Genomic DNA, 21,237 nt, shown 5'->3' with positions numbered 1-21,237 from the left:
AAAGGTTTAATTAAAGATTATGTTTTAGAGCATAATCTTTTTTTTATAAAATCAATTAAAAAATAAAATAGGCATCACTATATATCGTAAATAGGTATTACTTTTGTGTCGTAATAGTTGCTGTTTAAAAAGCAGTGTAATCAAGTGCAATACAATATGAAAGAACAAATTAAAAAATTCTTAAACGAAGATCAAGATCCTAAAGCGATTGAAAAAATCACTTCAAAATTGCAGGATTTATTAATGAAAAACGAAGAGGTTGGGTACATTGGAGTTCAAAAAAAGCCAGCTATAACAGTGTTTCCTGATAGTATTGTGTTAACTAATAAGCGAATTATTTTGTGCAAACCTAAAAATTTAGGACTGTCCATGGATTTTGTTGATTATGATTGGGAAGATGTGGCGGCTGCTTTTGTAAAAGAGAATATTCTTGGTTCAGAGTTTTCGTTTTCTACAAAAAGTGAATTGACAATTTCAATTGATTACATCCCGAAAACGCAAGCTAGAAAATTATATACTTACGCAAAAGAGCAAATGGATTTTTTAAAGTCTCCTATAGCTCAAAATAATGTAGTTGTAGAAGACGTAAAACCAGAAGTTCAAGTTGAAGAACATCAGGAAATTGTTGAAGAAGCTGAGGTTATTGAAGAAGTAGAAACGGAAGAAGTGACTAACTATTCAGAAATTATGCCAATAGCTACACCACATTATAATACTCCTGATGCCGCAGTTGTTGAAAGTGAAAACGGAAATAAAGAAAAAGCATTAGGTGAATTATCGCAAGATGAACTTTTTGGGAAATTACAGAATTATAAAAAGCTCCTTGATAACGGACTTATTTTGCAGGGAGAGTATGATACTTATAAAAAGGAGATTCTTTCTTATATGTAACTCCTAGCTATTAAAAATAAACTAAAAAGGTCAAATGATGTTTCTCATTTGACCTTTTTAGTTTTATAATGTTCTTTTTTGTTTTTCGGTAAAATTATGAGCTTGTAACTCTAGTAGTTCAGTAGCTTTCTTTCTTTGTAAATCATAGAGGTTTTTGTCTTGTGCAATATCTTCATACACTTTGTCATGCATTGTGGCACTAGTTTTTACTAATAATTCTCTTTGATATTTGTTTTGTGTAATTGTAGCTTTTAATGCGGTTTCTATATCTTCAGTTTTAAAATCATATTCTCCTTTTGGCGAAAGTAATTTTGCAATAATAGGAGAGGTTTCAATCGCTAAAAATAGTAACATAATAAAGAATGAAGGCAACCAAGGTAATTTGTCTAGCGCATTTATTCGAGCCATTAAACCATCAAAACCATCAATTATAGGTTGGGTTTCGGTTACTTTTTTATCTAAATCTGTTTGTAGAGTTGTGGCTGTTTTATCTAATAAAGCAATCTTTGCTAAATTATTCTTTTGCAAACTGTCTAATTCTTTTTTAGCCAAATCATGTTTGGCAATTTTTTCTTTAAAAACTGGGCCTTTACCTAGTTTTTTAGTTCCAGATGTACCTTCAGCTTCTGCAATGTAGGTCTCGTAGTACGTATTTACTTCTTTTTCTTTGTTGGTGATTTCTGCTTTGAGCTTTTCTATTTCGGTTTTGTTTTTATCTACATCCGATTTAAAATAATTGGCCACTTCTTTTTTATTCTGCAAAGCCATTGCGTTTTTCTCTTTCAATAACACGGTATTGATTTCTTTTTCAAAAATTTTAATTTCTAAAGGTTTAGAGATAACAATAGCAATAATAACGGCTAATATAATTCGGGGAGTTGCTTGTAGAAATTCACTTCCTATCTTGTCTCTTTTTCGAATAGTAGAAACAATAAAACGATCGAGATTAAAAATAAGTAATGCCCATACAATCCCAAAAATTATGGCGGGATATAGATTGTCGAAAACAGTAAATAGTGCATAAGTACAGGCGATAAATGCCATAACTGCAGTAAAAAATACAGTAGCACCTATTCCTACGTATTTAGTTTGTTCTCCTTGTGAGCAGTCCTCTAGAATATCTTTGTCAGCTCCCGAGCAAAGAATGAAAAATTGTTTTAACATAACAGATTGTTTTGATTGATGATTTGATTGTTTCGTTTCCTCTAAAGAAGGTGTTAAACGACAATGCAAATTTAAGACCAAAAAAACTATTATTATTTTAAATTGCTGATTTGTTTTTGATTAGCTCTTTTGTTAAACAAAAAAAGAGCCATTCCGTAAGGAACAGCTCTTTTAGAATCTGAATTATAATTAACTTATGCGTTAGGTGCTCCTGCCATAATTTCGGCATTCGCAAACTCTTCAAATTTAGCAAAATTAGCTTTAAATTTTTGACCTAATTCAACGGCTTTTTTATCGTATAAATCTTTGTCTTCCCAAGTGTTTCTAGGATTTAAAATTTCGCTAGGAACATTTGGACATTCTTGTGGAATTGCAATTCCAAAAACGGCGTGGTTTTTATATTCTACATCATTTAATTCTCCATTCAATGCTGCAGTAATCATGGCACGAGTGTATTTTAATTTCATTCGGCTACCTGTTCCATAAGCTCCACCAGTCCATCCCGTGTTGATTAACCATACTTTTACATCGGCATCTTGGATTTTTTTGCTTAACATTTCGGCATATCTCGTAGGGTGTAACGGCATGAAAGGCGCACCAAAACAAGCTGAGAAATTAGGCTGAGGTTCAGTCACTCCAGCTTCTGTTCCTGCTACTTTTGCAGTGTATCCTGAGATAAAGTGGTAAGCAGCTTGACCAGGAGTTAATCTTGAAATAGGAGGTAGGATTCCAAATGAATCTGCCGTTAAGAAAAAGATGTTCTTAGGGTTTTTTCCAATAGAACCTGGTTGAATATTATCAATATGGAATATAGGGTAACTTACTCTTGTGTTTGGCGTGATAGAAACATCCTCGTAGTCAACTTCGTTTGTTCCTTCTTTAAAAATTACATTTTCTAGAATTGCACCTTTTTTAATTGCTCTAAATATGTCTGGTTCGTTTTCTTCAGATAGATTTACCACTTTTGCGTAACATCCGCCTTCAAAATTGAAAACTGTGTTTTCATTTGTCCATCCGTGTTCGTCATCTCCAATTAATTTTCTTTTTGGATCTGCAGATAAAGTAGTTTTTCCTGTTCCGGATAATCCAAAGAAAATAGCAGTGTCGTCATCATCACCTACATTAGCACTACAGTGCATTGGTAAAGTGTTTTTGTCTACAGGAAGGATAAAGTTTAATGCTGAAAAAATTCCTTTTTTTACTTCTCCAGTATAACCAGTTCCCCCAATTAAGACAATTTTTTTAGTAAAATCTAGGATGGCAAAATTAGCTTGACGTGTTCCGTCAACAGCTGGATCAGCCATAAAGCTAGGTACGCACATTACAGTCCATTCTGGTGTAAAGTTTTCTAATTCGCTTTCTTCAGGTCTCAAAAACATATTGTAGCAAAACAAGTTTGCCCAAGGGGTTTCAGTAACCACTCTCACATTTAAGCGGTAATTAGGGTCAGCACATACATAAGAGTCTCTAGCGTAAATTTCTTTGTTACTCAAGTAAGCCGTAACTTTTTTATATAAAGCGTCAAAAGCAGCAGGATCGAAAGGAATGTTGACCTTTCCCCACCAAACTTGGTTTTCTGTAATACTGTCTTTTACAATAAAACGGTCTTGCGGCGAGCGTCCAGTAAATTCACCAGTGTTAATTGCTAGTGCTCCTGTAGAGTTTTCTACTCCTTGACCTAGTGCGATTGTTTTTGCTTGTAATTCGCTGGCTGATAATTGGTAATGAATCTTTGCGTTTTCGATTCCTAAGTCAGTTAGCGAAATCGATTTCGTAAACGGTGTGTTATTATTCATGGAATTATAATTGAGTGGTTTAATTTATTATTTGCAAAAATAGATATTATATTTCAGATACGATTTGATATTCCTATTTTTATACCTTTTTCTTGCAATTTTGATAAAACAAAACTACCCAAGCCGCTATTAGCAAGGCTCCTCCTATTGGTGTAACAAAACCTATTACTTTAAAATTAAAGGGAGTAAGGTCGTTTGTAGCTAATAAATAAATAGAACCCGAGAATAAAAGTACACCTATAAGTACTAAATTGTGGATGGTTTTTTTAGCTTTCTCTGAAAGTGTGGTTAGGGTACCAATAAATAACAAAAATAATGCATGGTACATTTGATAGCGTACTCCTGTTTCAAAAGTGATTAATTGCTCTGGAGCAAGAACTTTTTTTAGAGCATGTGCTCCAAAAGCCCCAAAAATTATTGCAATTGCTCCTAATAATGCTGCTGTGGTGATTATTTTTTTATTCATGATCATTATTTTATGAAATACAAAAGTATTCCTTATCTCACGAATCTAAAACATTTATTAGTGATACTTTACAGAGAGATTTGTTAAATATTAAAAAATGTTTTAACAAATGCGCGTTGTTATAAATACAACAATTTTGTATGTTTGTGTTATATTTATATAAATTATGAGACAAATTTTAATAATTGGTGCAGGAAGATCAGCCTCTTCATTAATACAATATCTATTAAATAAATCTGAAAAGGAAAATTTACATCTTGTTATTGGCGATTTGTCTTTGGCTCTAGCCAAAAAGAAAACAAACAATCATCCTAATGCTACTGCAATTGCACTGGATATTTTTGATACTAATCAAAGATATGATGCAATTAGCAAAGCGGATATTGTAATCAGTATGTTGCCTGCGCATTTGCATATTGAAGTTGCTAGAGATTGTATTGTATGTAAAAAAAGCTTGGTTACCGCTTCGTATGTTAGTGATGCTATGCAAGAGCTGGACGTTGCTGCAAAAGAGAATAATTTGGTTTTCATGAACGAAATAGGGTTAGATCCAGGAATCGATCACATGAGTGCGATGAAAGTGATTGACGAGATTAGAGATAAGGGCGGAAAAATGCTTTTGTTTGAATCTTTTTGTGGTGGGTTAGTGGCTCCAGAATCAGATACTAATTTGTGGAATTATAAATTTACCTGGGCACCGCGTAATGTTGTATTAGCGGGTCAAGGTGGTGCCGCTAAATTTGTTCAGGAAGGAACGTACAAATACATTCCGTATTGCAACTTGTTTAGACGAACTGAGTTTCTTGATGTAGAAGGATACGGTCGTTTTGAAGCTTATTCTAATCGAGATTCGTTAAAATACCGCTCGGTTTATGGCCTAGACAAAGTACTGACTTTGTATAGAGGGACAATTCGTAGAGTTGGCTTTTCTAAAGCATGGAATATGTTTGTTCAATTAGGAATGACTGATGATAGTTACCAAATGGAAAACTCAGACACGATGAGTTACCGAGATTTTGTAAATTCGTTTTTGCCTTACCACCCAACAGATTCGGTAGAGATTAAAACAAGATTGATTTTAAAAATTGATCAAGATGACATCATGTGGGATAAATTATTAGAATTGGATTTGTTTAATAAAAATAAAATTGTGGGTCTTAAAAATGCGACACCTGCACAAATGTTAGAAAAAATATTAAGTGACAAATGGACCTTAGAGCAAGATGATAAAGACATGATTGTCATGTACCATAAGTTTGGTTATGAACTTGATGGTGTAAAAAAGCAAATTGATTCTAAAATGGTTTGCTTAGGGGATGATCAAACATATACGGCTATGGCAAAAACGGTAGGATTACCAGTAGCTATGGCAACATTACAAATATTAAACGGAAAAATAAAAACTCCAGGGGTACAGCTTCCTATTAATAAAGAAGTGTATTTGCCTATTTTAAAAGAATTAGAAGAATATGGTGTTGTTTTTAAAGAGGAAACAATGCCTTATTTAGGGTACAAACCCGATAAAGATTTTAGTTAGTCTTTTTATAAAACAACAAATCCGCTTTTCACAAAGCGGATTTTGTTTTTCACACATTTTATTGTGCTGTTGCTATAGTAATGGGTAAACTGTACATTGTTTTAACAGCAACGTCATTCAACTTACCAGGATTCCATTTTGGAGAAAGTTTCAAAACACGAATCGCTTCTTCTCCTGTACCGTGTCCTATTTCTCTTAAAATTTTGTAATCAGTCAATGATCCGTCTTTCTCAATCATAAAAGTAATGTAGACTTTTCCTTTTACTTTCTCTTTAGACATTTCTGGAGACATGGTGTAATTTTTACCAACGAATTTATAAAACTCAACCATACCTCCAGGAAATTCTGGTTTTTCTGATAGCTCAGCGATGTTGTATGTAGAGCCAGCGGCTTTTTCAGCGCCTATTTTCTTGCTATAAACATCTACCTGATACGTCTCTGGTCCCCCTTTTGTCAGTATTTCGTCCATTTTCTCTTTACTAGGGTTTTTAATATTTCCCGTAATCAAAGCAGGGACAACGTCTTTTTCTTTATCGGTCAAATCAGCGTATTTTTTAGTAGCGACTACCGTACCGTCTTCACCTAATATTTGGAAATTAGTATTGATGTAATAATTTTTAAATAAAGTCGAATAGTCTACTGTCGCCATTTTTTGTGTGCTTTCTTGTGCTACAGTTTTTATGCACAATGAAAATAGTAAGGCTGTCAATACGGGAATTACAATCCCTTTCTTTAAAATAGCTCTGGTAGCTGTGGTTTTTTGTGTCATCATAATAAGTCTTTTTTTAGTTACTGCATAGTTTAAATTACTGGCCAAGTAATAAGTTGGGTTCGCGTTAGCTACAGAGAGTAGTAAATTCTGGTAAAACGGAACATTGTTATAGGTTTTCACAACCTGCTCATCAGCTAGGAATTCATGATTGAGCTGGATTGCTTTTTTGTACAATAGGAATAATGGGTTGAACCAAAAAAACACGCGAATTATTTCGATTACTAAAATATCAATAGTGTGTTTTTGAGTCACATGAATGAGTTCGTGTGCATACAGTTCGGCTTCAATTTTTCTCGAATGATACGCATCTTTATTGATGAATATATAGTTTAAAAAAGTATGTGGCAATATCTCCTCATCTAGTAAAACCAACACCGCATTTTTATATTCCACCGTGGGATTGTTTCTTTTTTTGTGAAGCAGTTTAGCCACATTACTAGCAAAACGAAAAGCAAGAGCAGTAGTAAGCAGTCCGTAGCTGATCCATAAGGCAAGCAGCCAGTAATTGGTCTCGTCTTCTATAACCACCATTGTCGCTTCAGAAGCAAATACCAACGGTTTTTTGATTGCCGCACTGCTGACTTCTTGCGCTATTTCGAAAGTAATAAACGGAACAGCAAACGAAAACGCCAAACAAAACAACAGATAAAAGCGATTGAATCTGTGTATTTTTTCATTCTCTAAAACAAGATGGTACACCGCTAAAAGTACGGCTAACGAAAGGGTCGATTTAATTAAAAAGGCTATCATTTTTTCTTTTTTAAGATTTCACCATCAATGATCTGTCTCAATTCTTCTAGCTCCTTTGTAGAGAGATTGGTTGCTTTTGTAAAGAACGACGCAAACTGCGAAGCCGAATTATTAAAAAAACTACTAATCAATCCATTGACGTGCTTAGAGAAATAGTCGGTTTTTTTAACCAACGGATAGTATTCACGAGAGTTACCAAATTCATTGTAGGCCACAAAATCTTTATCGATCATGCGTTTTAGTAAAGTCGCTACAGTAGTCGTTTTTGGTTTAGGCTCCGGGAACGCTTCTAGTAAATCTTTCATAAAAGCTTTCTCGAGCTTCCATAAATGTTCCATGAGTTGTTCTTCGGCGTTTGTAAGTTGTTGCATGGTATTTTTATATTTTTGTTGTGTTGTATTGTGTTAGTTTGTTTCCGTTACTTGTGTTGCGAATTGGCACACGGATCATCACGGATTTTTAAATTATTCTTGTTGTGTTTGGTTTGTATATAGTCCGCGGATTGCCACGCATTTTTTTACTTTGTAACTTTGAAGCTTAGAAACTTTGAGAATTGGAACACGGATGACACGGATTAAGCGGATCATCGCGGATTTTTTTACTTTTTAACTTTGAAGCTTAGTAACTCAGCAACCCAGAAACTCAGAAACTTTGCAGCTTAGTAACTCTTCTCAGCCAATTGGAACACGGATGACACGGATCAAGCGGATCATCACGGATTTTTTTTCTTTTTAAACTTTGAAACTCTGCCACTTTGCAGCTTAGCAACTCTGCAGCTCTGAATCTTTGCAACTCTGCAACTCTTCTCTGCCAATTGGAACACGGATGACGCGGATTAAGCGGATCATAACGGATTTTTTTTTCTTTTTAAACTTTGAAGCTCTGCCGCTTAGCAACTCTGCAACTCTGAATCTTTGCAGCTTAAAAAAACTTTGAAGCTTAGTTACTTTGAAGCTTAGCATCTTTGCAGCTAAGAATCTCCGAAACCAATTCTCCTTTATTGTAAATTCTAACTGTTGTTAATGTTCCATTGTTATCGTAAAACTTCCATTTTCCAGAATAGTACCAATGTAGTTCCTTTGTACCTTGATCGAGATGTGTTTTTCCGCTGGCTTGTTTTTTTCTGTTTTCATAAAAGAGCTTGGTTTTACAATATTTTTTATGATAGCGTTCTTTTTTTATTAGCTTGCCGTTTAAAAAGTAGCACCACTTTTTTACGAGATCATCATTTTTATATGTTCCAATTGATTTATAATGCGCGCTATCTATTGTGTATTGTTCTACCCAGCGCCCTTCTCGTTTATTATTTATGGTTTGATTGCTAGTTCTTACTTTGCATGAATTCAAACTTATAATGATGATAAAAAGAAAAGAGAATTGTTTCATTTGTTCTACATAATTAAACATTGCTCTACAAATGTAGAGTTATATTTCAATAAAACAAATTATTTTGTAATTATTTGTAGGGTAGTGTGTTGCGGATTTGTTTTGAGGAATGTTTTGCGAATTGGCACACGGATGACGCGGATTCAGCGGATTGGCACGGATTTTTTTTCTTTATTTGCTTTGAAACTTTGCAACTCTGCAACTCAGAAACTTTGTAGCTCAAAAGAAAAACTTTGCCACTCAGCAACTCTACGAATTGGAACACGGATGACGCGGATTAAGCGGATCATCACGGATTTTTTTTTCTTTATTTGCTTTGAAACTTTGCAACTCAGAGACTTTGCAACTCAAAAAAGAATTTTGTAGCTTCTAAGAAAAACTCAGCAACTCAGCAGCTCTGCAACTTTAAAAAAAACTCAAAAAAAAAACCGCTCATTGCTGAACGGATTTTGATTTTGATAAAAAATTACCTTTTGATTAGAAAGGAATTACTTTTTACTTAACTCAACGAAGTATTTGTAGAACAACGGGATTGTTTCGATTCCTTTAAGGTAATTGAAAATTCCGAAGTGCTCGTTTGGTGAGTGGATGGCGTCACTGTCTAAGCCGAATCCCATTAATATGGTTTTGCTTTTTAATTCTTTTTCGAATAAAGCCACGATAGGAATACTTCCTCCAGAACGAACCGGAATAGCAGGCGTTCCAAAAGTTTCTGTGTAGGCCATATTTGCTGCTTGGTATCCTATGCTGTCGATAGGTGTCACGTAACCTTGACCACCGTGATGTGGTTTTACTTTTACAGTAACACCAGCAGGAGCAATGCTCATGAAATGCTTGGTAAACAGTTCAGTAATTTCTTCCCAGTCTTGGTTGGGAACTAAACGCATTGATATTTTGGCGAAAGCCTGACTAGCAATTACCGTTTTGGCACCTTCACCTATGTAACCACCCCAAATTCCGTTTACGTCTAGGGTAGGTCTAATCGAGTTTCTCTCGTTTGTAGTGTATCCTTTTTCGCCATAAACATCGTTTAGCTTCAAGGCATTTTTATATTTTTCTAGGCTAAAAGGCGCTTTGGCCATTTCTGCTCTTTCTTCTAGTGATAATTCTTCTACGTTGTCATAGAAACCAGGAATCGTAATATGGTTGTTTTCGTCATGAAGCGAAGCAATCATTTTAGATAGAATATTGATTGGGTTAGCCACAGCACCACCATATAATCCAGAGTGTAAATCACGGTTAGGACCAGTAACTTCTACTTCTACATAACTCAAACCACGTAGACCAGTTGTAATAGACGGCTGTTGATTAGAGATCATTCCCGTGTCTGAAATCAAGATTACATCATTCTTTAACTTCTCGGTGTTTTTCTCTACAAATGTTTTCAGGTTCACACTACCTACTTCTTCTTCTCCTTCAATCATGAACTTTACGTTACACGGCAGGTTGTTATTTTTAATCATGTACTCAAACGCTTTCACGTGCATGTACATTTGGCCTTTATCATCACAAGCACCACGGGCAAAAATCGCTCCTTCTGGGTGAATATCAGTGGTTTTAATAACCGGTTCAAATGGGGGAGAAGTCCACAGCTCGATTGGATCAGCGGGTTGCACATCATAATGTCCGTAAACAAGGATGGTAGGCAAGGCGGGATCAATCATTTTTTCTCCATAAACAATAGGGTATCCGTCAGTCTCGCAAATTTCAACAAAATCACATCCTGCTGTTTCAAGGCTCGCTTTCACTGCCTCCGAGGTGTCGATTACATCCTGAGAGTAAGCTGTATCTGCACTTACTGATGGGATCTTTAATAATTCGATTAATTCATTGATAAAACGGTCTTTGTTTTCTTGAACGTATGCCTTTATATTTTCCATTTATTTGTTAATTTTTATAAACCCAAAAGTACAAAAAATAGAATTATTATTTTTTTTTAAAAAAAGCTTTGAAAGTTCAAAGTTATGTCTATCTTTGCACCCACAATTACGCGGATATGGTGAAATTGGTAGACATGCCAGACTTAGGATCTGGTGCCGCAAGGCGTGTAGGTTCGAGTCCTATTATCCGCACAAAAAAAGCTTCTCAATCGGGAAGCTTTTTTTTATGCCTAATTTTTAGTAAATTTTAAAATAAAGTCTACTCATCTCTTGAAAGTTTTAGGGATCATAACGAAAACCTGTGGGGAAGTAAAAATTAGGCATATATATTTGTTAGCCTAAAAAGGAAGAACTCGATGTTTCTTACTCCTCTAAATTGAGACCTAAAAGCTTTTATCTTTGCGTTAAAAGATTCTGCAGACGCATTTGTACTTCTGTTATCAAAGTAGTTTAGTATTGTTTGATAATGATTCTGTATCGTTCTAGATATTGTATTAAAGGATTTAAATTCTGCTTGATTTACTTTTTCATGCCATTTAGCTAATCTGGTTAGTGCGTATATTTTATCAGTTGTGTTTTCAAAAACATTTCGTAAATCTTGAGCTAATCCGTACGCTTTTTCAATATCGGGGTATAATTCGAATAGCAATTTGGCTCTTTCCGTTTGTTTTTCTGACCATTTTGATTTGTTTTTATACAAGATGTATCGACTTCGGGCTAGTAATTGCTTAATGGTATCTCCATTTGATAAAATTGTAGGTTCGAATTTTTTCTTGTTTTTCTTAGCTTTTTCTATAGCCTCGTTTTCGTGGTCTATTGCTTGCCAACGGTATTTTATTCTTATTTCTTGTAAAGCCTCTGTAGCTAGTTTTTGTACATGAAATCTATCAGTAACTCGTGTTGCATTTGGGAAGCATTTCTTGGCGATTAGACCCATATTTCCTGCCATATCTAAAGTGATTTCAGTGACTAAATTTCGTCGCTTAATTGGGATTTTTTCAATGATTGAAATTACTGTTTCAGCTTTAGTGCCAGCAATCATAGCTACTATAGCTCCTTTTCTTCCTTTTGCAGTTTTGTTTGTCAAAATAGTATAGAGTTCACCATTGGATAGTGAAGTTTCGTCTATAGACAAACGTTTGCCAATATTTTGGGCAAATAGAAGCCATTGTTTAGCATGTGGTTTTTGATCCCAAATTTTAAAATTACTTAAAAAATCCTTGTATTGATGTTGTAGATTTTTTCCTTTAACTCCATAAAAAGAGGCTATGGCATTACAGTCATTAGCCTTGGAATCTATTGATCTCTTTTAAAAAAGACGCAAACTCTTGTGTTACTCGAGTTCCGTCTGCTACTAAATTCCAATCTCTAAATACAACTTTACTAGTGTCTTCATTAAGCCATCTTCTGCGTGTGATATGAAGATAAACCTGATGTCCTCGAATGGGAAAATCTTGAACTGTTATTTCATCAAAGAATCCCTTGGAACTTAGTTTCTCATTACGATATTCTTTAGGGGGGGAATTAATCTCTTTTAAGTATAAATGCAAAACTTCATCTGCTTTCTTGTATGAGGTTAACTCAAAATAGTCAACAATAATTTCGGGTAGTAATAATTTGAGAAGTTCGGTAAAAGAATCTTGCATTTGTATCTTATTTTTAAAAACACAAATATCCCTTTTTTAATATTTCCCCACAACTTTTAGACTTGATCCAGTTTTAGTAATAAATTAAGCCTAATTAATTCATTACGAAGGGTGATGATTCTATAAAAATGATAGCTCCCATAATAAGGAGCTATCATCGTTTTTAAATTATTTATTTCTCAGCAATCCAAGCATCGATTTTTTTCTCCAATAAAGCCAGCGGCATGACTCCAGATGCTAATACCTTCTCGTGGAATTTTTTAATGTCAAATTGGGTTCCCATTTTGTCTTGTGCTCTTTTGCGCAGTTCCATGATTTTTAATTGTCCTATTTTATATGATAAAGCCTGCCCCGGAATCGCCATGTAGCGTTCGATCTCCGTGGTGATACTCGCTTCACTTTCGGCTTCGTTGGCGAGTGAATAAGCTATTGCCTGCTCTCTAGTCCAACCTTTGCTATGCAATCCCGTGTCGACAACCAATCGTACCGCACGGTGTATCTCGTTTCCTAACATCCCAAAATACTGATACGGATCTTTATACAAGCCCAGTTCTTTCCCCAAACTTTCGGTGTACAATGCCCAACCTTCACCGTAGGCGCCAAACCAGTTGTATTTTCTAAAATCTGGTAGGCTAGCGTTTTCTTGCTGTAGCGAAATCTGAAAGTGATGCCCCGGAATGGCTTCGTGTAAGAACAAATCTTCGTCTCCATACATATTGTATTCCTTCACATCTGGAATAGGTACATAAAATATCCCCGGACGTGTACCATCTGTTGTGCCTGGACTGTATTCAGCACTGGCAGTTTGTTCTCGAAAGGCTTCTGTTCTTCGAATCTCAAATTTGGTTTTTGGTTGTAACGAGAACAATCGGTCTACATTGGGTTTGATTACACTGTAGATGCGCTCAAAATTTGCGATGACTTCTTCGGGTTTTTTGAAGGGTTTTAGTTCGGGTTTGTTTCTTACGTAGTCAAAGAATTCGAGTAAGCTTCCTTTGAAACCTACTTGCATTTTTACCTTTTCCATTTCGCTATTCAAGCGCGCGACTTCGCTTAGTCCTAATTCATGAATTTCCTCAGGAGTCATGCTCGTCGTGGTCCATTGTTTGACATAAACAGCATACAATGCCTTTCCAAAAGGCAAACTGCCTATGCCACTTGTCATGCGGGAGGCTGGCAAGTATTCTTTTTTTATGAATTCGGCCATTTTCTTGTACTGCGGAACCAACTTATCGTTGATTGTAGCGGTGTATTTTGCGGTTAGCTCTTTTTTAGTGGCGTCTGAGAAAGTTGCTGGCATGATTTTAATCGCCGAATAAAACAAATTGTCGGCGACGTTAGCGGTTGGCTTGTTAGCAAACTGCGGAAGGAGTTTTTCGGTTAACGCCTTAGGTAAAACCGCTCCTTTTGTAATTCCCTTTCTCATGTACACCATCGCCGAATCAATCCAAACACTATACAAGTCCATTCTCTTTAAGAAATTAGTATAGTCTTTCTCTGTTTTAAAAGGTTGGCCACTGCTTCCTCCAGCATATTGCCCCATGGTTAAATGCGTTCCCCAAAACTGATGTATCGGAATTAAATTGGTGGGTTGGTTTAATAATTCCTTGCCTACGGTCACTTCCCATTTAATAATTTCATAACTGTTGAGTTCTTCTTCAGACAAGTCTTTTTGATTGATACTGGCGATTGTTTTCTGGTATTTATCAAAAAAAGCCAATTGTGATTTGCGATAGCCATCGGTCATTTCAAATTGCAATTGGTCGTTGTATTGGTTTTGTCCGTTTTGGGTTGCGCTCAAAGGATCTAGTGCGTTTTTATCGTCAAAATAGTTTTTAGTAATGGCCGTAAAATCGGTAGTTTTACCCTCTTCTTTTTTGCAACTGTTAAAAAATAAGCAGACTGCTGTTCCTAAAATCAGAAGTTTTTGTGTTGTCATATCAGGTGATTTAACTAATTTTCTTGTCTATTTTTTTTTTTCGATTAAAATAAAATTATATTTTATGATCTGACATGTATTCTAGGTAATAAATGATTTGATCGATGTCTCTTGGGGTTATGTTTGTCAAGGTTGGCATTTTTACATCATTCCTAAACGATGCTGGATGCTGTATGAATTTTTTTAATTGGTCTTTTTTCCAGTATTCGGTGACACTCTTTGGATAATTTAATTCGGGTCCCATAGTGCCTCCTATTTTATTTATGGCGTGGCAAGTCACGCAATTTTTATCAAATAAGTCAAAACCCGCTTGTGCTTTAGGATCGTCTTTTGGAGCGATAAGGGCAGTATTCAGGCTGTTGTTCACGAGCTGTATTTTGACAAGGTTGTAAGGCCATTTATAGTCTGTTTCATTAGCAGGTACGGCTTCATAAATTAGATAGAAAGGTGCTGCTTTCATTTGGTGTCCGTCCTTAATAATCTCCGACCATAATTGACCCTTTGGAGCGTCAACATCGCTTACGGCAACATACGCTTTAGAATCCATGATTTTTTGCAAAGGCATCATGGGTTTGTATCCGTCCTCACATTCAAAAACGATTTGGTAATTTTTAGGATCTATTGTTTTAATAGCGGTATAGCTGGAGAGTAACTTAGACAAAGCAACTGCCTGATATCTTTTGATGCTGTGATAAACAGGATCATCTTGCACAGTGACTAAGTGGGTGTTTTTTAATTTACCTTCTTGTTGTAAAGCAAGCAAATCAATGCTCATAGAATCAACTGTCTGTTTTGTGCTAGCATTAGTAGTGTTTTCGGCAACAATTTTGTGTTGCTTTCCCTGCTGTTGACAACTCGCTAGTGTAAGGAATAATAAGGCAACTAGTTTTAAATATAATTTGTGCATTTTGTGTTTGAATAAAGAGTAAAGCTGTAATTGAAATAATGTTACCAATAAAGTGATACTCAAAATTAGGCAATATTTCAATAGCTTTGATAGAGGAGATAGTTTATAAACCCCTTTTAAAATGAGTGCGAAATAAAAAATTCCATTTCGAGGAGATCGAAATGGAATTTTAAATGGTGTAATAACGTTTGTTTCTTGACTAATCTTACTGTCAATTTTAACCGTGATATACCCTTGAAGCAACAATTTTGTCTTCTCTAATATCAAGAACTTCGGCAACTAATAAGTCATCTTCATTGTCAACGGTTCTAATGTATTCCATGAAAACACGATCTCCATTTGCAGTAACCGACTTAAGCTGGTATTGTAAACTCGGAATATTCTCAAAAGCCGATTGCCACCATTGGCGTAAAGCCTCTTTTCCACTAACATTCCCGTTAGTTTCAGGTTTTTTTATTTTTAATTTTGGACTAAAATGAACGGCATCATCATCATATAATGATAATAATTTGTCTAATTCTTTGTTGTTAAAAGTTTCGATCCATTTAAAAGCAATCGATTGTAGTTTTTCTGGTGTCATGGAGAATGATGGGTTAGGAGTAAAAAAAAATCCTATTCACGAATGAAAAGGATTTTTCTAATTATGTATTGTTTTTAAAGGCGGTTATTAAACGTTCTTTAAATTGATGATTTCTTGTTCAGTAAGCAATCTCCAGTTTCCTCTTGGTAAGTTTTTCTTAGTCAAACCTGCAAAAGAGACCCTGTCAATACGCAAAACATCGTAGCTAAAGTGTTCAAATATGTTACGAACCACTTTCACGTTAGCGGATCTTAATTTAAGACCTATTTCGCTCTTAGCTTCTCCTTCAATATAACTTACGTCTTCAATAAAAACACGGTGTCCATCAAGAGTTAGTCCTTTGTTGATTTTTTCTAAATCTTCAAATTTTAAGTTCTTATCAAGAGATACGTGGTATATTTTAGATGATTTTTGACTTGGTAAAGTAAATTTACGAATCATGTCAGTATCATTAGTAAATAATAATAAACCCGTCGTATTTTTATCCATTCTTCCTACAGCACCAATTTTGGCAGTCGTAGAACCTTTTACTAACTCAAGAACATTACGGAACTCTTGACCTTCGTCAAAAGCGGTAGTAAAGTTTTTTGGCTTGTTTAATAAGATGTACACTTTTTTCTCTGGTGTTAATGTAGCACCATCAAAGTTAACCACATCTCCTGGTTTAACCATATATCCCATTTCAGTAACCGGAATTCCGTTTACTTTTACTGTTCCTGATGTAATGTAAATATCTGCATCGCGACGCGAGCACGCACCTGAATTAGCAATGTATTTATTTAAACGAATTTCGTCTTTTACCTTCGGTCTTTTTGGCGCTTGATTTGGCTTTTTTTCTACTTTATCAGTAGCAACATCGGCAACTTTAGTAGTTACCTTAACTTTTTTTGGCCCTTGAGCGCGCTTCTGCATGGCAGGTTTTGGCTTATTCGAGTGTGGTCGTGAGCTATTTGCTCTTCCGCCGCTACTCTTATTATTGCCTTCCTTGTTATTCATAATAATCAATAATTTGCGCAAAGATAGTATTTATATAATTGGCAATCAATAACTACTAATTAAAATGCTAAAACGTTAACCTATAGGAGTATTAAATAAGTGAATTTGATTTTTTTAAGGAGCTATTTCCTGCTTTCCACTATATCTTTTACTTTTTAAAGAAAAAAGTAAAAGGATGCCGCTGTAATCAGGGCTAGAATTACGAGAAAGTTAGGATTTAAAAGAAACCTTTTTTACATCATTAACAACAATTTTCTGCCGTTCCATAAAACAGATGGATTGATCAAAACAATGCAAAAAACGCCTGCAACAATCAAGAATTTTAAAACATTATGCAACAATAAGTATTCTGCTTTTTGATGTGATTTCCATAAGTAAAGTAAAAAGAAAATAAGGATGATAAAGCAAACATAAAAATAGATGTCCATATAACCTACGTCATAAATGTCTATTAAAACATAAACTGGGACAATAGTAGCTATCGTTAAAATAGTAATGATCTTTTTAGACATTTGCTCGCCAAAACGAATTGGGATTGTTTGATAATTGTTAGCCAAGTCTCCCTTTAAATTTTCTAAATCTTTAATCATTTCTCGTATTAGCAATAATAAAAACAAGAAACACGCATGTGCAAAAATCACGGCAAAATGGCCTTTGTAACTTTCTATTTCTTCAAAGGTTATGCTATTGTAATAGTGTAGGAGTAAGGCGAAAAACGGTAAAATAGCCATCATTGCAGCGGTCAAATTACCTACAACCGGATATTTTTTTATTTTATGGGAGTAAAACCAAATTAAGAAAATATAAGCCGAAAAAAATAAAAAGGCTTGCCAAGAAGCACATAAAGCTAGCAATGCGGCAATAAAATTCAAAGTAAAATAGACCTTTAGTTTGGTGGCCTGACTTACTAAGCGGTCTAGCATCGATTTATTAGGGCGGTTGATTAAATCTTTCTGGCTGTCGTAAAAATTATTGATAATGTAACCAGAAGCAATCGTAATCGCTGAGGCAAAAACTAATAAAAACAAATTGAAATCCAGTAAAATAGCAATCGCTCTTTTCTCTGGTGCTAAGATAAATATCGCCGAAAGGTACTGTGCCAATATAATAACCGGGATGTTGTGTCCTCTTACTACTGAGAATAAACTGATTACCTTTTTTAAAAAAAGCTTTTGCTTTCTACTTAATGCCATACTTTATTAAAATAATAAAGCTTAAAATTACACTGAATTTTAAGCTTTAAATTTGGTTTTTTATGTTCTATTAAAACTGATAAACTACTTCTAATTTGTAATCTTTCAATGCTGTTTTTGCTCGTTCTAGATCTTCAGTAAATCCTAAGATATATCCACCGCCACCTGAACCACAAAGTTTCAAGTAATAGTCATTCGTGTCAATTCCTTTTTGCCAAATAGCATGAAATTGTTCTGGAATCATTGGTTTAAAATGACTTAAAACAACTTTTGATAATTTTTTAGTATTGCTAAACAATGATTTCATGTCGCCTCCTAAAAAGTTTTCAACACAAGCATCGGTGTGTTTTACAAACTGATTTTTTAACATGGTACGGAAACCTTTGTCTTTTAAGTTTTCCATAAAAATGTTAACCATAGGAGCAGTTTCACCTACAATTCCAGAGTCTAATAAAAAGACAGCACCTTTTCCGTCAAAACTCTGATTCGGAATTCCAGTTGCTTCAATATTGTCTTTAGAATTAATCAAGATCGGAATGCTTAAATAGCTATTTAAAGGATCTAAACCAGAACTTTTTCCATGGAAAAAGCTTTCCATTTGGGAAAAGATATTCTTTAACTGTAATAATTTTTCTCTCGTTAGATTTTCTAAAACCGTGATTTTGTCTTGAGCATATTTATCATAAATAGCCGCAACGAGTGCTCCACTGCTCCCTACGCCATATCCTTGTGGGATACTAGAATCAAAGTACATACCTGTGGCAATGTCTTCTTTAAGTAAAGCTAAATCAAAAGCAACTAATTCAGGTTGTTCAGTTTGTAGTGTCTCTAGGTAGTTAGCAAAACGATTCAAACTCGCATTAGAAGCAATCGCTTCTGCAGAGGGGTTTTCGTCGGTTTTTAAAGCACCATTGTAAAAATTATAGGGAATAGATAATCCCTTAGAGTCACGAATAATTCCGTATTCTCCAAAGAGTAATATTTTTGAGTAAAATAAAGGTCCTTTCATATTATTTTAAATTAACAATTTGGGGTTGGTAATTATTCTATTTTTTTAATCTTATTTGGGTCTTGTCTTGTATCGAAAATGCGAAGAATATTTAAATTTTTTTCGTCAAAGTCATAATACAAGCTTATCTGTTTTGAAACCACGCATTTTCGTGTATTTCGTACTGTTGATTTTGGAAATAATTCAGGGTTTAATCTGATCTTCTCAATATTTTTATTCAATTTCTGTGCGACTTTCTTACGAATATCGATAGACCATTTATAGTCAAGAAAATCAAATAAATCTTCTAATTCGTATGTTGCTCGTTTCGAAATTACCACCTTTCGCATTAAAGATAGTTGATTATAAAGTCATCCCAAGATGTTGTATTACCATTTTTAAAATCTTCAATTCCTTCTTCGATTCCTGCTTTTTCTTCCGGCGTCAACTCCTCCCAAAAATCTTTTTTTTCTTTAGTTAAAAGGTGTTTTATAGACGCAATTAGTGATTCGTCATTGGTTTGCAATAACTGCTCAATAATTTCTTGTTTTTCTAATTGAATATCCATACTTAGCGCTTTAATCTCCTAAAGATACGAAAATTATAATAGGATTGCTCCATTTCCAATTTCATCACAAATGTACTGCCCATTTTGACAATAGCCAACTAATTCGTCTTTAATAAATTGCAAAACTTTTTCGCTAACGTTTTCGGGGTATAATACATGCACATTTGCTCCTGCATCTAGCGTGAAACAAACAGGTATTTTAGTTTCGTTTCTAAATTTCCAAAGCGCATTGATGATCTGTAACGTATTTGGTTTCATCAAAATAAAATAAGGCATCGAAGTCATCATCATCGCATGCAATGTTAGCGCTTCGCTTTCTACTACTTTAATAAAGGCGTCTAAATCCCCGCTCTTAAAGATCGCTTTTAAAGCATCTAAGTTTTCATGCGCTTGAGCAAAACGCCTCTCGGCATACGGATGGTTATGCATTAAATCATGGCCTACCGTGCTTGAGACTTGCTTTTCGCCTTTGTCTACTAGTAAAATAGTGTCTTGGTAGTTCTTGAAGTTCGAATGGATTTCGTTAGGAAATTCCACGCCATATAAATCAGTACTGCCTGCAATATTCGCTTGGTTTCCCCAAACAACTACTTGCCCTTTTATGCTACGGCAAGCACTCCCTGATCCCAATCGGGCTAGAAAAGAGGCTTTTTGATAAAAATACGCATCGGTCATTGCAGGATTAAGCGCTTTTTCTAAACTCATCAAGTTCATCGCTAAAGCTGCCATTCCTGACGCTGATGAAGCAATACCTGAACTATGCGGAAAAGTGTTTTGTGTGTCGATCGTAAAATGATACTCTTTTAAAAACGGAAGATAGACTTCGATTCTTTCTAAGAATTTCCTAATTTTTGGTTTAAAATCTTCTTTCGGTTGCCCTTCAAATAACAAATCAAATGAAAAATCCTCTGAACTTGCGTTGGACGATGTTGCAATATGCTTTTTGGCGAAAGCCAACTTAGTAATTGTTTTACAATTGTTCAAAGTAAAACTCACTGAGGGATTGGCAGGAATTTGATTGTCTTTCTTTCCCCAGTACTTCACTAAGGCGATATTGCTAGGCGCGCTCCACTGGTATTCACCACTTTCTATAGTTTGAGAATAGGCTGTCGGGATAAAGTCTTTTGCTGTTAACATGAATGGTAAAATTTTGGCAAAGATACTTTTTTTGGACTACACATCAATTGGTTTATTTGTCGAAAACTCTTGAATTTTCATTAATTTTGGTTTCTCAAATAAATTAGAAAAATGAATAAGATTACAAAAATACTTACCGTAGTGGTTACTTGCTTGGCTATTGGTTATTTATCGGGTACGGTTACTAGATCAGCAATACTAACTTGGTATCCTACCTTAGTGAAGCCTAGTTTTAACCCGCCTAACTGGATTTTTGCACCGGTGTGGAGTACGCTGTATATTATGATGGGAGTGGCGGCAGGCCTAGTGTGGAACCGCATTGATTTTGAAAAAGAGATCGTTACAAAAGCCTTGATTGTATTTGCCATCCAACTTGGATTGAATGCTTTGTGGTCCTACTTATTCTTCGGATTAAAAAATCCTATGCTCGCCGGAATCGAAATTATTATTCTATGGTTGATGATCTTCGAAACATACACACAGTTCTCTAAAATTAATAAAATTGCAGGCTATTTATTCTTGCCTTATTTGGCTTGGGTAAGTTTTGCAGCTGTTTTGAACGGAAGTATTTGGTGGTTGAATAGGTAGGGTTTTTTAGTTTGCAGTCGCAGTCTCAGTTTTCAGGCTTTGTTTGCGGGTAG

21 protein-coding genes and 1 tRNA gene are annotated in these 21,237 nt (G+C 35.0%); 4 read left to right on the top strand and 18 right to left on the bottom strand.

Going from position 1 to position 21,237, the window contains the following annotated elements; genetic code table 11:
• Window positions 1-156: 156 nt before the first annotated feature.
• Window positions 157-891, top strand: a complete 735-nt coding sequence (locus tag ACVEGE_RS05325; protein WP_192501765.1) for a PH domain-containing protein — start codon at window positions 157-159, stop codon at window positions 889-891.
• A gap of 63 nt (window positions 892-954) precedes the next feature.
• Here ACVEGE_RS05325 and ACVEGE_RS05320 read toward each other — a convergent pair whose 3' ends face one another.
• The 3 genes from ACVEGE_RS05320 to ACVEGE_RS05310 all read right to left on the bottom strand — a co-directional run bounded on the left by ACVEGE_RS05320 (window position 955) and on the right by ACVEGE_RS05310 (window position 4,317).
• A complete protein-coding gene (locus tag ACVEGE_RS05320; protein ID WP_192501764.1) occupies window positions 955-2,055 on the bottom strand; it encodes a DUF4407 domain-containing protein in 1,101 nt (366 codons plus the stop codon).
• A gap of 194 nt (window positions 2,056-2,249) precedes the next feature.
• Entirely contained in the window at window positions 2,250-3,851 is a 1,602-nt protein-coding gene (gene pckA / locus ACVEGE_RS05315; protein ID WP_192501763.1) for a phosphoenolpyruvate carboxykinase (ATP), read from the bottom strand.
• A gap of 79 nt (window positions 3,852-3,930) precedes the next feature.
• Window positions 3,931-4,317: a DUF423 domain-containing protein gene (locus ACVEGE_RS05310; RefSeq protein ID WP_173856252.1), complete on the bottom strand. Its 387-nt coding sequence runs from the start codon at window positions 4,315-4,317 to the stop codon at window positions 3,931-3,933.
• Between the two features lie 166 nt (window positions 4,318-4,483).
• On the opposite strand from ACVEGE_RS05310, the gene ACVEGE_RS05305 reads away from it, so the two are divergent.
• Window positions 4,484-5,854: a saccharopine dehydrogenase family protein gene (locus ACVEGE_RS05305; protein ID WP_173856251.1), complete on the top strand. Its 1,371-nt coding sequence runs from the start codon at window positions 4,484-4,486 to the stop codon at window positions 5,852-5,854.
• A 58-nt stretch (window positions 5,855-5,912) separates the two neighbouring features.
• Here ACVEGE_RS05305 and ACVEGE_RS05300 read toward each other — a convergent pair whose 3' ends face one another.
• The 4 genes from ACVEGE_RS05300 to ACVEGE_RS05285 all read right to left on the bottom strand — a co-directional run bounded on the left by ACVEGE_RS05300 (window position 5,913) and on the right by ACVEGE_RS05285 (window position 10,642).
• Complete coding sequence (locus ACVEGE_RS05300) at window positions 5,913-7,376, bottom strand: M56 family metallopeptidase (RefSeq protein WP_192501762.1); 1,464 nt, start codon at window positions 7,374-7,376, stop codon at window positions 5,913-5,915.
• Window positions 7,373-7,747, bottom strand: coding sequence for a BlaI/MecI/CopY family transcriptional regulator (locus ACVEGE_RS05295; protein ID WP_192501761.1), 375 nt, complete (start codon window positions 7,745-7,747; stop codon window positions 7,373-7,375). Before ACVEGE_RS05295 ends, ACVEGE_RS05300 begins: the two co-directional genes overlap by 4 nt.
• Window positions 7,748-8,315: 568 nt before the next feature.
• Entirely contained in the window at window positions 8,316-8,783 is a 468-nt protein-coding gene (locus ACVEGE_RS05290; RefSeq protein ID WP_458008626.1) for a hypothetical protein, read from the bottom strand.
• Window positions 8,784-9,250: 467 nt separating this feature from the next.
• Window positions 9,251-10,642: a dipeptidase gene (locus tag ACVEGE_RS05285; RefSeq protein WP_173853576.1), complete on the bottom strand. Its 1,392-nt coding sequence runs from the start codon at window positions 10,640-10,642 to the stop codon at window positions 9,251-9,253.
• Between the two features lie 110 nt (window positions 10,643-10,752).
• Between ACVEGE_RS05285 and ACVEGE_RS05280 the strand changes: the two genes are divergently transcribed.
• A tRNA-Leu gene (locus tag ACVEGE_RS05280) sits at window positions 10,753-10,834 on the top strand.
• Between the two features lie 124 nt (window positions 10,835-10,958).
• On the opposite strand, the gene ACVEGE_RS05275 is transcribed toward ACVEGE_RS05280, so the two are convergent.
• The 11 genes from ACVEGE_RS05275 to ACVEGE_RS05225 form a co-directional block, all read right to left on the bottom strand.
• Entirely contained in the window at window positions 10,959-11,912 is a 954-nt protein-coding gene (locus ACVEGE_RS05275; protein WP_370567000.1) for an ISAon1 family transposase, read from the bottom strand.
• 13 nt (window positions 11,913-11,925) lie between these two features.
• The gene (locus ACVEGE_RS05270) at window positions 11,926-12,288 is read right to left on the bottom strand and encodes an ISAon1 family transposase N-terminal region protein (protein ID WP_458008540.1); all 363 of its coding nucleotides are present in this window, start codon (window positions 12,286-12,288) and stop codon (window positions 11,926-11,928) included.
• 172 nt (window positions 12,289-12,460) lie between these two features.
• On the bottom strand, window positions 12,461-14,227 hold the full coding sequence (locus ACVEGE_RS05265) for a DUF885 domain-containing protein (protein ID WP_192501411.1): 1,767 nt from the start codon (window positions 14,225-14,227) through the stop codon (window positions 12,461-12,463).
• Between the two features lie 55 nt (window positions 14,228-14,282).
• Entirely contained in the window at window positions 14,283-15,134 is an 852-nt protein-coding gene (locus tag ACVEGE_RS05260) for a c-type cytochrome (RefSeq protein ID WP_192501410.1), read from the bottom strand.
• Window positions 15,135-15,351: 217 nt separating this feature from the next.
• Complete coding sequence (locus ACVEGE_RS05255; RefSeq protein ID WP_192501409.1) at window positions 15,352-15,714, bottom strand: nuclear transport factor 2 family protein; 363 nt, start codon at window positions 15,712-15,714, stop codon at window positions 15,352-15,354.
• 87 nt (window positions 15,715-15,801) lie between these two features.
• On the bottom strand, window positions 15,802-16,710 hold the full coding sequence (locus tag ACVEGE_RS05250) for a pseudouridine synthase (protein ID WP_173853585.1): 909 nt from the start codon (window positions 16,708-16,710) through the stop codon (window positions 15,802-15,804).
• 233 nt (window positions 16,711-16,943) lie between these two features.
• On the bottom strand, window positions 16,944-17,903 hold the full coding sequence (locus ACVEGE_RS05245; RefSeq protein ID WP_192501408.1) for a geranylgeranylglycerol-phosphate geranylgeranyltransferase: 960 nt from the start codon (window positions 17,901-17,903) through the stop codon (window positions 16,944-16,946).
• A 70-nt stretch (window positions 17,904-17,973) separates the two neighbouring features.
• Window positions 17,974-18,912: a mevalonate kinase family protein gene (locus ACVEGE_RS05240; RefSeq protein WP_192501407.1), complete on the bottom strand. Its 939-nt coding sequence runs from the start codon at window positions 18,910-18,912 to the stop codon at window positions 17,974-17,976.
• Between the two features lie 32 nt (window positions 18,913-18,944).
• A complete protein-coding gene (locus ACVEGE_RS05235) occupies window positions 18,945-19,241 on the bottom strand; it encodes a type II toxin-antitoxin system RelE/ParE family toxin (protein WP_173853588.1) in 297 nt (98 codons plus the stop codon).
• The gene (locus ACVEGE_RS05230; protein WP_192501406.1) at window positions 19,241-19,459 is read right to left on the bottom strand and encodes a hypothetical protein; all 219 of its coding nucleotides are present in this window, start codon (window positions 19,457-19,459) and stop codon (window positions 19,241-19,243) included. Before ACVEGE_RS05230 ends, ACVEGE_RS05235 begins: the two co-directional genes overlap by 1 nt.
• Before the next feature lie 33 nt (window positions 19,460-19,492).
• Window positions 19,493-20,596, bottom strand: a complete 1,104-nt coding sequence (locus ACVEGE_RS05225; protein WP_192501405.1) for a diphosphomevalonate decarboxylase — start codon at window positions 20,594-20,596, stop codon at window positions 19,493-19,495.
• A gap of 111 nt (window positions 20,597-20,707) precedes the next feature.
• Here ACVEGE_RS05225 and ACVEGE_RS05220 point away from each other — a divergent pair, with 111 nt between their 5' ends.
• Complete coding sequence (locus ACVEGE_RS05220; protein WP_192501404.1) at window positions 20,708-21,184, top strand: TspO/MBR family protein; 477 nt, start codon at window positions 20,708-20,710, stop codon at window positions 21,182-21,184.
• The last annotated feature ends 53 nt before the right edge of the window (window positions 21,185-21,237 follow it).

This window comes from Flavobacterium sp. PL002, from assembly GCF_054165825.1.
This window is presented reverse-complemented; position numbering and strand designations above follow the sequence as displayed.